Raw genomic sequence first — 14,477 nt, 5'->3', positions numbered from 1 at the left:
AGGACCCGTGTCACCGGCCGGACCCGTGTCGCCGGTCGCACCCGCGGGACCCGTGTCGCCCGCAGGCCCGGTGTCGCCGGTCGGACCGGTGTCGCCCGTCGCGCCCGCCGGGCCCGTGTCGCCCGTCGGACCCGTCGGTCCTTCGACGACCTCCTTGCACTTGTCGTCCCCGGCGAGCATCGCCTTCAACTGCTCCTGCCCGGCGTGCGGGTCGGAGCCGTTGCCGAGAAGCTGGTCAATCCGCGCCCCGACCGCGTCGGGGTTCGTCATGTCGAGCGGCGGCCCGTGCGGACCTTCCTCTTCATCGTGCGACGGCGCGCCGTGCGGCGGCCGGTGGTGGGGCGGCTCACCGTGCGACTCGTGAGGCGGCTCACCGTGCGGCGGCCTGCCGTGCTCCTTCGGCGGGCACTCTTCCTCGTAGTCGGCCGCGACGACGTCGGCCGTCGTCCTGGCACTCTGCGCCGCCGCGATCGCGGGATTCGCCATCCCGGTCAGCACCAGGGCGAGCGACGCGATCGCGCCGCCGGTCATCCACGCACGCCGCCGAGGAAGCGGGCCCAGGGGGGACTTGGTCCTGTAATCAGGACTCATATACTGCTCCTTTTCCAACCGGATCGAGTGATACGCCGGAAGCAAGTTCGAGCTTCCCTCGGCTTCATCGGACCGCTGAAGCAGTGTCTTGATAGCCCGAATAATCCTATTAACGGAATGGACTACACGAGGCACGCCAATGGGTGCCTGGGCGGCGACGATTCTGAGCAGGGCCGTCGGGGTTCCGGCTCAGCGCCGGCGGGGGCGCCGCATACGGTCGCCCGGTCCGAGCGGCCGGGAGTGGGGATGCCGCGATGCCGTCCATGTGCCTGTGCGTGTGCGTGTGCGTGATCGAACGCTCCACGAGGAGCCCTGGGCGGACTTCGGCGGCCACGACCGCTCTCTGAAGGACCGTCACACCTTCGGCGAGGTCGGCTGCGCGCGCGGTCCACGGCTCAAGGCTTCGTATCCATCCCCTGGCTCGATCGCGCCGGCGCGGAGACCAAAAGCCCGACCTCACCCGTCCCGGAAGCCCGGCCTCCCCCGCCGCCTCACCCGTCCCGGACACCCCGCTCCCCCGCCCCGGAGGCGGTCCCTCACACGGCGGCCCCCGCCGCGCTGAGGGCAGCGTTCCCCACGGGAAACAGACGGGAACCTGGCGGGTAACACCGACGCCGCACGCTGCATGCATGGCTTCAGAGATCGTGGTGATCGGCGGCGGGACGGCGGGCGCACAGCTGGCGCGCCGGCTCGTCGGCTCGGGCGTGCCCGTCACCGTTCTCGGCGACGAGCCGCACGCCCCCTACAACAGGGTGCTCCTGGCGGAGGTCCTCGCCGGCCGGTACGGCCCCGAGGTGATCGCCCTGCCCGAGGTGCCCGTGCGGCGCGGCGTGCGGGCGACCTCGATCGACCGGGAGCGGCGGCTCGTGCACTGCGCGGACGGCGCCGCGGTCCCCTACGACCGGCTGGTCCTGGCGACCGGCTCGAACCCGGTGCTGCCTCCCCTGCGGGGAATCAGCGGCGGCCTCCCCGAGGGCGTGCACCCCTTCCGCACCCTGGACGACTGCGCCGCCCTGTCGGCGGCGGTCCGCCCCGGGGTCCGCGCGGTCGTCGTCGGCGGCGGGCTGCTGGGCGTCTCGGCGGCCCGGGCGCTGGCCGCGCGCGGCGCGAAGGTGGTGCTGGCCCAGCAGGGCGAGCACCTCATGGAGCGTCAGCTGGACGTCTCGGCCTCCCTGATGCTCCGCGCCCACCTGGAGTCGCTGGGCGTGGAGGTGCACACCGAGTGCCGGGTCCGCGGGCTGCGCGGCACGGCGGTCGAGCTCGCCGACGGCTATGTCCTCGACTCCGAGGTCACCGTGCTGGCGTGCGGGGTCCGGCCCCGCGTGGGGCTGGCGCTGGAGGCCGGGCTCGACGTGCGCAAGGGCGTCGTCGTCGACGACGAGCTGCGCACCTCCGATCCGTGCATCCACGCCATCGGCGACTGCTCGGAGCACGCGGGCGTCGTCCAGGGACTGGCCGGCCCGGCGCTGGAGCAGGCGGACGTCCTGGCCTCCGTGCTCTGCGGCGAGTCCGCCCGCTACACCGGCACCCGCGCTCTGACCCGCCTCACCCTGACCGCGCCGACGCGGACACCGTCGGCGGCCCCTGGCCTGGCCCAGACCGGCCCGCTCGACCTCGCCGCCTTCGGCGACCCGACGCCCCGCCCCGGCGACGACGTCGTCCAGCTCGCCGACGCCACCCGGGGCGCGTACCGCAAGGTCGTCGTCCGCGGGGACCGGCTCGTCGGCGGGGTCCTGTTCGGGGATCTCGCCGCCGTCGGCGCGCTCGCCCGCGCCTGGGAGGGCGACGAGGCCCTGCCCGAGACCGTCCCTCTGCTCCACCTGCTCACCGATGATGGAGGCCTCTGACATGCCTGCGAAGTCTGCCGCCGCGACTCCCACGATCGTGGTCGTCGGCCACGGGATGGTCGGCCAGCGATTCCTGGAGGCCCTCGCGGAGCGCGGCGTCACCGGCCGGGCGCGCGTCGTCGTGCTCTGCGAGGAGCCGCGCGCCGCCTACGACCGGGTTCAGTTGACCTCGTACTTCTCCGGCCGCACGCCGGACGACCTCTCGCTCGTCGAGGAGGGGTTCATGGACCGCCACGGCATCGAGCTCCACCTCGACGACCCGGCCGAGTCCGTGGACACGGACGCGCGCACGGTGACCTCGCGCGCCGGGGTGACCATCGCGTACGACACGCTCGTCCTGGCCACCGGCTCGTACCCGTTCGTGCCGCCGGTGCCGAACAAGGACGCCGAGGGCTGCTTCGTCTACCGCACGATCGAGGATCTGCTGGCGATCGAGGAGTACGCCAAGACGGCGACCACCGGCGCGGTCGTCGGCGGCGGACTGCTCGGTCTGGAGGCGGCGGGCGCGCTCAAGGGGCTCGGTCTGACCACGCACATCGTGGAGTTCGCGCCCCGGCTGATGCCGGTGCAGGTGGACGAGGGCGGCGGCGCCGCGCTGCTGCGCACCATCGAGAACATGGGCCTGAGCGTCCACACGGGCACCGGCACCCAGGAGATCGCCGTCGACGAGACGGGCGCGGTGTGCGGCATGGCCCTGTCGGACGGGTCGGTCCTGGAGACCGACCTGGTGGTCTTCTCGGCGGGCGTCCGGCCCCGGGACCAGCTGGCGCGGGACGCGGGCCTGGCGGTCGGCGAGCGCGGCGGCATCGTGGTCGACGAGCAGTGCCGGACCTCCGACCCGTCGGTGTTCGCGATCGGCGAGTGCGCGCTGGCGTCGGACGGCCGGGTGTACGGCCTGGTCGCGCCCGGCTACGAGATGGCCGAGACGGCGGCCGCCGCGCTGGAGGGCGACGTCAAGGCGTTCACCGGCGCCGACATGTCGACGAAGCTGAAGCTGCTGGGCGTGGACGTGGCGTCGTTCGGCGACGCGCACGGCACGGCGGAGGGCTGTCTGGACGTCGTGTACGCGGACTCCCGCACCGGCGTCTACAAGAAGCTGGTGATCGGCAGCGAGGGCGAGCTGCTGGGCGGCGTGCTGGTCGGCGACGCCGACTCGTACGGCATGCTGCGCCCGCTGACCGGCTGCGTGCCGCCGGTCTCCCCCGAGCAGCTGGTGCTGCCGGCCGGCGCGGGCGCGCCGGTCGCGCTCGGCCCCTCCGCGCTGCCCGACGAGGCGGTCGTCTGCTCCTGCCACAACGTCACCAAGGGCGTGATCCGCGGCGCGGTCACGGAGCACTCCTGCACGACGGTGCCCGAGGTGAAGAAGTGCACCAAGGCGGGCACGGGCTGCGGCAGTTGCGTCAAGGTGCTGGGCCAGCTGGTCAACGCCGAGCTGGAGGCCTCGGGCGTCGAGGTCGACAAGGGCCTGTGCGGCTGCTTCGGCCAGACGCGCCAGGAGCTGTACGAGATCGTGCGGGCGCTGCGGATCACCTCGTACGAGCAGCTGCTCGACGCGCACGGCCGCGAGGAGGCGCGCGGCGGCAACGGCTGCGAGGTCTGCAAGCCGACCGTCGGCTCGATCATCGCGTCGCTGGCGCCGACGATCGGCGCGGACGGCTATGTGCTGGAGGGCGAGCAGGCGGCGCTCCAGGACACCAACGACCACTTCCTCGCCAACATGCAGAAGAACGGCTCGTACTCGATCGTGCCCCGCATCCCCGGCGGCGAGATCACTCCCGAGAAGCTGATCGTGATCGGCGAGGTGGCCCGCGACTTCAACCTCTACACGAAGATCACGGGCGGCCAGCGCATCGACCTGTTCGGCGCGCGGGTCGACCAGCTCCCGCAGATCTGGACGCGGCTGGTGGACGCGGGCTTCGAGTCGGGGCACGCGTACGGCAAGGCGCTGCGCACGGTGAAGTCCTGTGTGGGGCAGACCTGGTGCCGCTACGGCGTACAGGACTCCGTGCGGATGGCGATCGACCTGGAGCTGCGCTACCGGGGCCTGCGGTCCCCGCACAAGCTGAAGTCGGCGGTCTCCGGCTGCCAGAGGGAGTGCGCGGAGGCCCAGTCCAAGGACTTCGGCGTGATCGCGACGGCCAACGGCTGGAACCTGTACGTCGGCGGCAACGGCGGCGCCACCCCGCGCCACGCCGATCTCCTGGCGCAGGACCTGTCCGACGCCGAGCTGATCCGGCTGATCGACCGGTTCCTGATGTTCTACATCCGCACGGCCGACCGGCTGGAGCGCACCTCGACCTGGCTGGAGCGGATCGAGGGCGGCCTGGACCATGTGCGGGACGTGGTCGTCCACGACTCGCTGGGCATCTGCGGGGAGCTGGAGGCGCTGATGGCGGACCATGTCGCGGGCTACCGCGACGAGTGGTCCGAGACCCTCGGCGACCCGGAGCGGCTGAGCCGCTTCGTCTCCTTCGTGAACGCGCCCGAAGTCCCCGACCCGACGGTCAAGTTCGTGCCCGAGCGCGACCAGGTCAAGCCCGACCTGCCGCTGCTGTCCATCCGTCCGCTGCACGCTCTGGAATCCCTGGAAGGTACCGCCGCACGATGACGATCGCCCCTGAGAAGCCTCAGCACACGGACACACAGCTCCAGCTCCGCCTGGACCAGGAGTGGTTCGCGCTCTGCGCGCTCTCCGTCCTCACCCCGGGCCGGGGCGTCGCCGCCCTGCTCCCCGACGGCCGTCAGGTCGCGGTCTTCCTGGACCGGGCCGGCACGCCGTACGCCATCGACAACCGCGATCCGTTCTCCGGGGCGCAGGTCCTCTCGCGCGGCCTGATCGGGACGTCGCCGGCGGGGCGCCCGTTCGTCGCGTCGCCGCTGCTGAAGCAGCGGTTCGACCTGGAGACGGGCGGCTGTCTGGACGACGAGTCGGTGGCGGTGACGGCGTACGAGGTACGGCTGGGCTGACGGCCGACCCGGCCCGCCCGACCGGACGCGAGCGACCGGACCCGGGTGATCCCGACCGCACCCGAGTGATCTTGACCGATCGTTCCAGATAGGGCTACGGTTCCTTCCGTGGCCAGGACCAAGGAATTCGACCCGGACGCCGCGCTCCAGGCAGCCCTCGAGCTGTTCTGGCAGCGCGGATACGAGGCGACGTCGATGGCGGACCTGGTCGAGCGCCTGGGAATCGGGCGCGCCAGCATCTACGCGACCTTCGGCAACAAGCACCAGCTGTACCTGAAGGCGCTGGACCGCTACGGCGAGCGGCAGCATCCGCGACTGACCGACGAGCTGTCGTCGCCCGGGCCCGCACTGCCCGCCGTACGGGAGCTCGTCCGCCGCTTCGCCGAGGAGTCCACGGCCGAAGAGGTCCGGCTCAGCGGGTGCTTCCTGACGAACACCGCCGCCGAGCTGGGACCGCACGACCCGGACGCCACGCGCCGGGTCGAGGCGGGCTGGGAGCACCTGGAGACGCTGATCCACTCGGCGCTGACCCGGGCGCAGGCCCAGGGCGAGCTGCCCGCCGGCCGCGATCCGCGCGCTCTCGCACGGCTGCTGCTGGTGCTGATGCAGGGCATGCGCGTGGTCGGCAAGGCGTCCCGCGACCCGGGCCGGGTGCGCGACGCGGCCGAGCAGGCGCTGGCCCTGCTGGACTGATCCCGTGGACTGATCCCGCCCTCGCTTCCGGCGCCTCCGGGCGCTCCTCGCCCATGCCTCAATAATGGAATGAACGGTCAAGAAAAGGGGAGACCATGACCGCCGCACCCACCGCCGAGACCGCCCGCACCGCGCAGACCGCCCGCACCGCCGCCCGCACGGCCGCGGCTCGGGCCCGGTTCGCCTCGGCGTCCGTCCTCGTCACGGGGGCGGGCTCCGGCCTCGGCCGCGCCATCGCCCTGGCCTTCGCCGCCGAAGGCGCCTCGGTCGTCGTCGCGGGCCGTCGCGCCGGCGCCCTCGACGAGACGGTCGCGCTGATCGAGAAGGAGGGCGGCACGGCCTTCGCGCACCCCGCCGATGTCACCCGCTCCGAGGACGTGCGCGACCTGGTGCGCGCGGCCGTCGACCGCTTCGGCGGACTGGACGTCGCGGTCAACAACGCGGGCGTCCTGCGCGGCACGGGCCCCGTCGGCGACGTCAGCGAGGAGGACTGGGACGCCGTGCTGCGCACCAACGTCACCGGCGTCTGGCTCGCCATGAAGCACCAGATCGCCCATATGAAGGACCACGGCGGCGGCGCCATCGTCAACGTCTCCTCCAACCTGGGCGCTCACCTGCGGATCCCCGACGTCGGCGCGTACATCACCTCCAAGGCCGCCGTCAGCGCCCTCACCCGCGCCGCCGCCCTCGACCACATCCACCAGGGCGTCCGCGTCAACGCCGTGAGCCCCGGCGCGTCCGAGGCCCCCATGTCCCTGCGACCGGGCGAGACCGAGGCCGACCGCGCCGAGCGGCTGACGTCGGAGAACCCGCTGGGACGGGCCGCCGCGGCGGAGGAGGTGGCCGCCGCGGTGCTCTACCTGGCCTCGGCGGACGCCGGAGCGGTCGTGGGCACGGACCTCGTCATCGACAGCGGCTCCTCGGCCTGACGCCTCGCAGGCCGGGGCTACGGCTCACGCCTCAGCCGGCCGCCTTCGCCGCCGCCTCGACGTCCATCCACATGACCTCCCAGTGGTGGTCGTCGGGGTCCATGAAGGAGCGGCCGTACATGAAGCCGTAGTCCTGCGCGTCCATCGCGGGCGACCCGCCGGAGGCCAGCGCCAGATCGGCCAGCGAGTCGACCCCCTCCCGGCTGTCGGCGCTCAGACAGAGGATGACCTCGGTGGTCTTGCTCGCGTCCGCGATCTCCTGCTTGGTGAAGTCCTTGAACCGCGGCTCGGTGATCAGCATGGCGTAGATGGTGTCGCTGATGACCAGGCATGCCGTGGTCTCGTCGCTGAACTGCTCGTTGAAGGAGTAGCCGAGCGCGGCCCAGAACGCCTTGGTGGTCGCGAGGTCGTTCACCGGCAGATTGACGAAGATCATCTGAGGCATGACAGTCTCTCTTCTCTCGCTTCTCTCGTCGACGCGCTGTCGTCGTCGTTCGAGGGGTTAGACCGCGGGCGGATCCAGGACTCATCGCTCCCAGGAGAACTTTCTCCGGAGCGTCGGGGACCGCCGAGGTCAGCCCAGCGCGGCGAGATAGCGGTTCGGCGCGTCGGGAGCGGCGGCGTCGCGGGCGGCCAGGACGCCGAGGCAGTGGTAGGCGAGGTCGGTCGAGCCGTAGACGTGATGGGCGACCAGGGCCAGTTGCTTGAGCTGCTCGTCGGTCATGGACTCGGGGCGCCCGAAGTCGCGTACGTACACGACGTCGGCTTCGAGGAGCTGGTGCCGGGCCCGGCGGAAGTCGCCCCCGAAGACCACGGGGGCGATGGGCCAGCGCTTGACCGCCGCGAAGGCGTGCGGGATGAAGCCCTGGCGGCGCAGCTCCTGATCCACGTCGCCGAAGACGGGCTGGTCCTCGTAGAGCGGGACGAAGGAGACCTCGGTGTGGACCGCCACCGCCTCGGCCAGCTTCTGGGCGGCGCCCTGGAACACCATCAGCTCGGCGCCTTGGACGTCGATCTTCAGAAGGTCGAAGGCGCCGGCCTCCTCGATGTCGTCCAGCCGCCGGGTGTCGATCGAGACCTCCTCGCGGATCCGGCCCCATTCGGTGAATCCGTTGAAGAGCCTGAGCCGGTTCGGGTCGGGCCGGAAGAGGCTGGTCATCCCCGAGGCGGCGGCGACATGGAGGGTGTGGGCGCCGCCGTCGCCGACGGCGTCGGGCAGATAGGTCTCGAGCGGGCCCTTGCGGCGCTGCAGGTCCGCCAGGGCGTCGGGCTGCGGCTCGAACCCGGTCACCCGGCACAGACCGGCTCGCATCATGTCCCGGTAGGGCGGGTCCCCGTCGATCGGGTTGGCGCCGATGTCGACGACATGGGTCTGCCGGGCGGGCCGCACCAGCGCGAGCACAGGCGAGTCGGCGGCAGCGGCAGCGGTCGTGGCCGTGGTGGTGGCGGTGGCAGTCGTGGTGGCGGTGGCAGTCGTGGCGGTGGGGCCGGTGAGGGTCATGGCTCTCTCATCCTCGCGGTCAGGTGACCACGGTGTACGCCGTGCCCAGCTTGCGCTGGACGAAGTTCAGGTTCGCGACGACCCGTTCGCGCTGCTCGTCGGGGAGCTTGCCCTCGTCGAGGAGGCGCTCGCAGCACTCCAGGGACTCCTGGTGCTCGCCGACCCAGGCGGCGGCCACGGCGAGTTCGTCGAGGGCGCGCCATTCGTGCCACGAGAACTCGACGAACAGGATGTCCTTCGGGAAGGGGATACGCGCCGCCTGCTTGGCGAACATGTACGCCAGCGGCCAGCGCTTCTCCAGACGGCAGGCGCGGGCGAGGTCGCCGATCGCCTCGGCTCGCGAGGGACGGCTCTCATACGCACGGAGATACCGCTCCATCACCTCTGCCGGCCCCCGGCCCAGGCTCGCGGCGAGCCGTGCGGCGTAGACCTGGGCGCAGTAGGTCTCCTCGAGGAAGCCGGGCATGCCCGCCCGGCGGTCGTAGGCGGCGAGGGACTTCTCCGGCTCTCCCGCGTCGCGCCAGCTCTGGGCGAGATAGAACACGTACCGGGCGTTGTCGGGCTCGTCGATCAGCCCTTGTTCGAGGATCTCCGCGTCCTTGAGGTACTTCTTCCGCTGACCGCCCTCCCGCAGGCGGGCGCCGCCCCCGACGGTGAGGATGTTGGCCCCCTCGAACACTCCAAGGCTGTGCTGGGTACCGCTCTCGATGTACTCGTGGAGGACCCCGACGTACCGCCAGGGCAGCCGGGTGGAGACCAGCGCCGGCCGCCAGTGGATGATCGGCCCGTTGTGCAGGGCGACCCGGTACGCGTCGTGGGTCAGGGCCGGCATCTGGAACCCGGGCCGTACCTGCATCTCGTCGTCGCCGTCGATGAACAGCAGGTAGTCGGCGTGGGGGCGGGCGAGTTCGAGCGCCTCGGTGCGGCTGGGGCCGAATCCCTTCCACGGACGCTCGTGCAGAACCCCGGGCAGATCGCTGAAGCAGTCCCGGACGACGTCCTGGGTGCCGTCCGTCGAGCCGGTGTCCACGATCACCCAGGTGTCGATCAGAGGACGCACCGAGTCGAGGCACCTCCGGATGGTCGGCGCCTCGTTCTTGACGATCATGTTCAGGCAGACTGTCTGTCTCAAGGTTCCACCCGCTGTCAGTGGGCCGGCCGTCCCGGCGGACGGCCGGGACGGCGTCGGACCGGTGACCCTAGTGACTGCTCCAGAGGCCCTGCGCAAGACGCGCCGACGCCGGTCTGAAGATCGTCCGATCCGCTTACACAAGCCGGGGCGGGGGTCGGCGCGACGCGCCCCCCGGCTCACGGCTACCTGCGCAGATAGAGCCCGACCCACACCCCGGTGTGCCGGTCCGCTCCATAGAAGGTGTACTTCGTACGGATCTCCGCCGACTGCTTGAGGGGAATCGTCCCGAGCGGATCGCCGTTCCCGCCCTCCGCCACCACCCAGACGCGGCGCTGGCCCTTGAGGCACTCGACCGGGTTCGGGCAGGCGACGCCGAACAAGTCGTCGCGCTCGGCCGCCGACTCGGCGACGAGCGCCTCGCGCGGCCTCACACCGTCGGGGAGGTAGAAGCGGACGCCTCCGTCGAGCATCCAGGCGCGGCGTTTGCCGTACACGACCGCGTCTCCTGAGCGGTAGTACTTGGCGATGGTCCCCGCGGCGGCCGCGTAGTCCACCCGGTGGGGATAGTCGTGCTCGTACTTCTCCCGCATATGGCTGTGGTCGGGCAGCCCGAGCAGCACCAGCACGGACAGGACGGCGACGACGGCGATCCTCGATCGCGCCGCCGTGGCCAGGCCGGCGCCCGCCAGCAGCGACCAGGCCGGCAGCGTGAACAACGCGTACTGGTACCGGAAGTACGACACCTCGCCATGAGATGCGGCCCAGACGACCAGCGGAGGCAGCACGGCCACCGCGGCGCACAGGAGGAGACCCTCTCTGCGCTCGCTTCCCGCCGCCAGCAGAGCGAGCACCACCACGGCTCCGGCGCACAGGCCCGAGGCGAACAGCTCCCCCCAGATCCGCAGAAGACTCCAGCCGTCCGGCTCGGGGACCCAGAACAGCTGCCGGTTCGCGTGCGAGAGCCCCAGGACGACGACGGGGGTCACACACGCGGCGCCGACGACCGCGGCCAGGCCGAACCACCAGAGCACCCGGAGCTGGTGACGGGCGCGCGCCAGCACGGCGACGGCGTGGGCGAGCACGATGGTCAGGGCGACGAGGTGCACCAGCCCCACGCACGCCAGGCACAGGGCGTACGCTCCCCAGCGCCGCCGACTGTGGGGCACGTCCAGGGCCCGAAGCAGCAGCAGCGTCGCCAGGGCCGCGGCGAGGAGCACCAGCGCGTATCCACGGGCTTCCTGGCCGAACCGGCCGACCATGGGGATCAGGGCGAAGAGAAGTCCACCGCACAGTCCGGCCCGCGCGCCGAACAGCCGCCGCCCCGTCAGGGCCACGAGGCCCGCCGCAGCGGCCATAGCGAGCGCGGAGGGCGTCCGCATGGCGAGGGGCGAGTCGCCGAAGAGCGTCATCCAGCCATGCATGAAGAGGTAGTACGTGCCGTGGACCGCGTCCACATGGTGCAGGGTGGCCAGAATCCGACCGGTGCTACGGCGAGCCACCTCCCACGTCGCCAACTCGTCCGTCGCCATCACCGGACCGCTGATCCTGTACATCGTCGCGGCCAGCGTGAGCAGCGCGGGCCACAGCCATAGCTTGATCTCTCGCCGGGCCGGCTGCTGCTCCGGCCCGGCGGGCTGGGCTTCATCCGATCGCTGGACTGGAGAGGAGAGAATCGCCATGGGACAGCCATAGCGGGGCTGATCAGGCGCGCCGGGTACGCCACGATCGAGGCCGACCGCTATTCGCTCAAACGGTCGTGTCAGGGGTTCGACGAACTGCTCCCTGCGGCGCCGGCGGCAGCCCGCACACGGCATGTCACCCCCGCCCCAGGGGGCTACGTCCCCATACGCCCTTCGGGCGTGTCCTCAATCGCCGGACGGGCTGAGTTTCCCCGGCCATTGAGGCGCGGGGCTCCAGGGCAGGGTGCCAATTAAGCCCCGCCGGCGATTGAGGCGCGGGGTCCGGGGCAGCGCCCCGCGGGCCGCCCGCACAGGGCATGTCACCCCCACCCCCGCGGGCGAGTGGAGCCCGGTGGGGACTGGACCGCTGTGCGTCACCGGTTGTTGCCGTGCAGTCAACTCGGCACTCCTAGGTTCCGGTAGCGCGCGACCCCGGTGGGCCGGCCGGCCCCCCGGGGCGGTCACCATCCCCCCTGGAGTGACAGTGGAACGTCGCAGTTTCCTGCGTGGCGCCATCATCGGAAGCTCCGCCGCCGCCTTCGGCGGCACCCTGTGGCGCGGCGCCGCCTACGCCGACCCCGCCCAGCCCGGCGCCGGCCCCTATGGCGCGCTCGGCTCGGCGGACGCCAACGGGATCCAGCTGCCCGCCGGGTTCAGCAGCCGCGTCGTCGCCCGCTCCGGGCAGACGGTCGGCGGCACCTCGTACACCTGGCACAACGCCCCTGACGGCGGCGCCTGCTACGTCGACGGCAGCGGCTGGATCTACGTCTCCAACTCGGAGATCAACCCCTCCGGCGGCGCGAGCGCCCTCAAGTTCTCCTCCACTGGCGCCATCACGGGCGCGTACCGCATCCTGTCCGACACCCGGCAGAACTGCGCGGGCGGCAAGACCCCGTGGAACACCTGGCTGTCCTGCGAGGAGGTCAGCCTCGGCTATGTCTACGAGGCCGACCCGTGGGGCGTGAACCCCTCCGTCCGCCGCGCCGCGATGGGCCGGTTCAAGCACGAGGCGGCCGCCGCCGACCCGGTGCGCCGGGTGGTCTACCTCACCGAGGACGAGACCAACGGCTGTCTGTACCGCTTCATACCGACCACCTGGGGCGACCTCTCCTCCGGCACGCTCCAGGTGCTCAAGGCGGGCACGGGGACCTCCGGCGGCTTCACCTGGGCCACGGTGCCCGACCCGGACGGCTCCCCCACCGCGACCCGCAGCCAGGTCTCGGGCTCGAAGAAGTTCAACGGCGGCGAGGGCTGCTACTACGCCGACGACACGGTGTGGTTCACCACCAAGGGCGACAACCGCGTCTGGCAGCTGAACCTGGCGGACAGCACGTACGAACTCGCCTACGACGACTCGCTGGTCAGCGGCAGCGCCCCGCTGACCGGCGTCGACAACGTCACCGGATCCTCCTCCGGCGACCTGTACGTCGCGGAGGACGGCGGCAACATGGAGATCTGCGTCATCACGCCGGACGACGTGGTCGCGCCGTTCCTGCGGATCACCGGCCAGTCCGGCTCCGAGATCACCGGACCGGCCTTCTCCCCGAACGGCTCGCGGCTGTACTTCTCCAGCCAGCGCGGCACGAGCGGCAGTTCGTCGGGCGGCATCACCTACGAGGTGACGGGCCCGTTCCGCGCGTAGCCCGCGGCCTCCGGTGTGGCGCCGCCGCGCAGCAGGGCGGCGCCCAGCGGGGTCAGCGTGTGCAGCACCGCGTTGCCGTGCCGCAGCGTCACCACCAGGCCCGCCTCGCGCAGCACGGCCGCGTGCTGGCTCGCCGAGGCGAGCGAGACGCCTGCCCTGCGGGCCAGTTCGCTGGTGGTGCTGCCGTTGCGGATGGCCTGCAGGACGGCCGAGCGGGTGTGGCCGACCAGTCTGCCGAGCGAGGGGCGGCAGCTCTCGGCGAAGGCCGGCTCGCACGGGTGGGCGACCGGGTAGACGAGCACCGGCGGGAGCTCGGCGTCGCGGTAGGCCACCGGGGTCCCGCGGCAGAAGAACGAGGGCTGCAGCAGCAGTCCGCGGCCGTTCAGCCGCAGGTCCCGGTCGACGGGGTAGTCGGCTTCCAGGATGGGGGCCCGCCAGCGCAGGACCGGCGGCAGCGAGGCGAGCAGCTCGTCCGCGCCGCCGTCAAGCAGCGCCCGGCCGCGCACGGCGCGGTCCGCCTCGACTCTGGCCTGTAATTGGGGCCAGTACGGCTCCACGGCGGCCCGGTAGTAGCTCCGCAGCGCGCCGACGAGACGGGCGAGCGGCTCGGGCTTGCCCTCGGCGAGCGCGGCCAGTCGGCCTGGCAGCAGGGGCATCGAGCCGCGTCGGGAGGCGACGAGGGCGAGCTCGGAGTGCAGCCGCCCGGGCGTGGTCTCCCGCAGCGCCTCCAGCCCCGCGTCGAGGCCGTCCCGGGACTCTGGAGGCGTCAGAAAGTCCGGGAAATAACCCCGCTGCGGAACCAGCGCGGAGAGCAGGCGTGTTTCACCATTCAACCGGGCCCGCGTTTCAGATCTCCATTCACCGAAGACCGTGGCACCGCGCCGGTCGCGCAATCTGTGAAAGCTGAGAATCGTTTCCCACAAAACATCGGGCCTGGCCGCCATCCTCACTCTGGCTAGGTCTTCCGCCGTGAAATGGATACGCAGCACCGAACCCCCACTTGTTGCATCCGCAATCGCCCCGATCACTGAGTATGCATGCCATCACAGGACGTTACCACGGAGTTTCAGCCACAGTTGAAACGCCTTCCGTGGCCCATGGGGGAACCGAAAGGCTGTACGACGTCGGGCACGAAACCTCTGTCACCGATGTGACGTCGCGAAGGCCGTGGGGGGCTTTGCACGTCCGGCGGCGGTAGGCGGAGGTTGCGGCTCCGTGTCCGGCACGGGTAATGGGGCGCGGCCCTCGGGTGGGGATCCGAGGGCCGCGCTCCGCCCACACTTTGCGCAATGAATGGCAGAAATTCGATTGCCGTTACCCTTGGGGCGGACGTCAAGAATTCAACAGGGGATTCGGTCCGCCCCCTTAAAAAGCGGAACCGGCAGGACGCCGTCCACAGGCGCCGATCACCCGGCAGAAGGCAAGCGGAAGGGGCGGGCGCCCCGCACAGGCACCCGCCCCTTCCTTGGTGTTCCGGAACCGTCACCGGGTCACCG

The 14,477-nt window shown here is 71.6% G+C and carries 11 protein-coding genes and 1 pseudogene; 6 read left to right on the top strand and 6 right to left on the bottom strand.

Features of this window, described 5'->3' with window-relative positions:
• A pseudogene (locus AB0M39_RS18425) lies at nucleotides 1–591 on the bottom strand (hypothetical protein); the annotation flags it as partial.
• 629 nt (nucleotides 592–1,220) lie between these two features.
• Here AB0M39_RS18425 and AB0M39_RS18420 point away from each other — a divergent pair.
• From AB0M39_RS18420 to AB0M39_RS18400, 5 genes are all read left to right on the top strand, one after another.
• Nucleotides 1,221–2,438 (top strand): FAD-dependent oxidoreductase, encoded by a 1,218-nt coding sequence (locus AB0M39_RS18420; RefSeq protein ID WP_365365479.1) that lies wholly within the window; start codon nucleotides 1,221–1,223, stop codon nucleotides 2,436–2,438.
• 1 nt (nucleotide 2,439) lies between these two features.
• The gene (gene nirB / locus AB0M39_RS18415; protein WP_365365477.1) at nucleotides 2,440–5,046 is read left to right on the top strand and encodes a nitrite reductase large subunit NirB; all 2,607 of its coding nucleotides are present in this window, start codon (nucleotides 2,440–2,442) and stop codon (nucleotides 5,044–5,046) included.
• A complete protein-coding gene (gene nirD, locus AB0M39_RS18410; RefSeq protein ID WP_365365475.1) occupies nucleotides 5,043–5,405 on the top strand; it encodes a nitrite reductase small subunit NirD in 363 nt (120 codons plus the stop codon). Before nirB ends, nirD begins: the two co-directional genes overlap by 4 nt.
• Before the next feature lie 108 nt (nucleotides 5,406–5,513).
• A complete protein-coding gene (locus tag AB0M39_RS18405) occupies nucleotides 5,514–6,098 on the top strand; it encodes a helix-turn-helix domain-containing protein (protein WP_365365473.1) in 585 nt (194 codons plus the stop codon).
• 95 nt (nucleotides 6,099–6,193) lie between these two features.
• A complete protein-coding gene (locus tag AB0M39_RS18400) occupies nucleotides 6,194–7,027 on the top strand; it encodes an SDR family oxidoreductase (protein ID WP_365365471.1) in 834 nt (277 codons plus the stop codon).
• A 31-nt stretch (nucleotides 7,028–7,058) separates the two neighbouring features.
• Here AB0M39_RS18400 and AB0M39_RS18395 read toward each other — a convergent pair whose 3' ends face one another.
• The 4 genes from AB0M39_RS18395 to AB0M39_RS18380 all read right to left on the bottom strand — a co-directional run bounded on the left by AB0M39_RS18395 (nucleotide 7,059) and on the right by AB0M39_RS18380 (nucleotide 11,339).
• Nucleotides 7,059–7,472: a VOC family protein gene (locus AB0M39_RS18395; RefSeq protein WP_365365469.1), complete on the bottom strand. Its 414-nt coding sequence runs from the start codon at nucleotides 7,470–7,472 to the stop codon at nucleotides 7,059–7,061.
• 129 nt (nucleotides 7,473–7,601) lie between these two features.
• Nucleotides 7,602–8,528 (bottom strand): FkbM family methyltransferase, encoded by a 927-nt coding sequence (locus AB0M39_RS18390; protein ID WP_365365467.1) that lies wholly within the window; start codon nucleotides 8,526–8,528, stop codon nucleotides 7,602–7,604.
• A gap of 19 nt (nucleotides 8,529–8,547) precedes the next feature.
• Nucleotides 8,548–9,636 carry a glycosyltransferase gene (locus AB0M39_RS18385; RefSeq protein ID WP_365365465.1) on the bottom strand — a complete coding sequence of 363 codons (1,089 nt, stop codon included), beginning with the start codon at nucleotides 9,634–9,636 and terminating at the stop codon, nucleotides 8,548–8,550.
• Nucleotides 9,637–9,842: 206 nt separating this feature from the next.
• A complete protein-coding gene (locus AB0M39_RS18380) occupies nucleotides 9,843–11,339 on the bottom strand; it encodes a glycosyltransferase family 39 protein (RefSeq protein ID WP_365365463.1) in 1,497 nt (498 codons plus the stop codon).
• A gap of 484 nt (nucleotides 11,340–11,823) precedes the next feature.
• Here AB0M39_RS18380 and AB0M39_RS18375 point away from each other — a divergent pair, with 484 nt between their 5' ends.
• Complete coding sequence (locus AB0M39_RS18375; protein ID WP_365365461.1) at nucleotides 11,824–12,981, top strand: alkaline phosphatase PhoX; 1,158 nt, start codon at nucleotides 11,824–11,826, stop codon at nucleotides 12,979–12,981.
• Here AB0M39_RS18375 and AB0M39_RS18370 read toward each other — a convergent pair.
• Entirely contained in the window at nucleotides 12,951–13,970 is a 1,020-nt protein-coding gene (locus tag AB0M39_RS18370; protein ID WP_365365458.1) for a winged helix-turn-helix domain-containing protein, read from the bottom strand. The genes AB0M39_RS18375 and AB0M39_RS18370 overlap by 31 nt on opposite strands.
• Nucleotides 13,971–14,477 lie beyond the last annotated feature (507 nt).

Origin of the sequence: Streptomyces sp. NPDC051907 (assembly GCF_040681075.1) — a bacterium.
Classification (GTDB): Bacteria; Actinomycetota; Actinomycetes; order Streptomycetales; family Streptomycetaceae; genus Streptomyces.
Note: the sequence above shows the minus strand (reverse complement) of the source record. Positions and strands in the feature narration are given on the sequence as shown.

Bases quoted from the DNA above. Each gene is read 5' to 3' on its own strand.
- AB0M39_RS18420 (WP_365365479.1), top strand. From the start codon at position 1,221: ATGGCTTCAGAGATCGTGGTGATCGGCGGCGGGACGGCGGGCGCACAG.
- AB0M39_RS18400 (WP_365365471.1), top strand. From the start codon at position 6,194: ATGACCGCCGCACCCACCGCCGAGACCGCCCGCACCGCGCAGACCGCC.
- nirD (WP_365365475.1), top strand. From the start codon at position 5,043: ATGACGATCGCCCCTGAGAAGCCTCAGCACACGGACACACAGCTCCAG.
- AB0M39_RS18395 (WP_365365469.1), bottom strand. From the start codon at position 7,472: ATGCCTCAGATGATCTTCGTCAATCTGCCGGTGAACGACCTCGCGACC.
- AB0M39_RS18380 (WP_365365463.1), bottom strand. From the start codon at position 11,339: ATGGCGATTCTCTCCTCTCCAGTCCAGCGATCGGATGAAGCCCAGCCC.
- AB0M39_RS18385 (WP_365365465.1), bottom strand. From the start codon at position 9,636: ATGATCGTCAAGAACGAGGCGCCGACCATCCGGAGGTGCCTCGACTCG.
- nirB (WP_365365477.1), top strand. From the start codon at position 2,440: ATGCCTGCGAAGTCTGCCGCCGCGACTCCCACGATCGTGGTCGTCGGC.
- AB0M39_RS18390 (WP_365365467.1), bottom strand. From the start codon at position 8,528: ATGACCCTCACCGGCCCCACCGCCACGACTGCCACCGCCACCACGACT.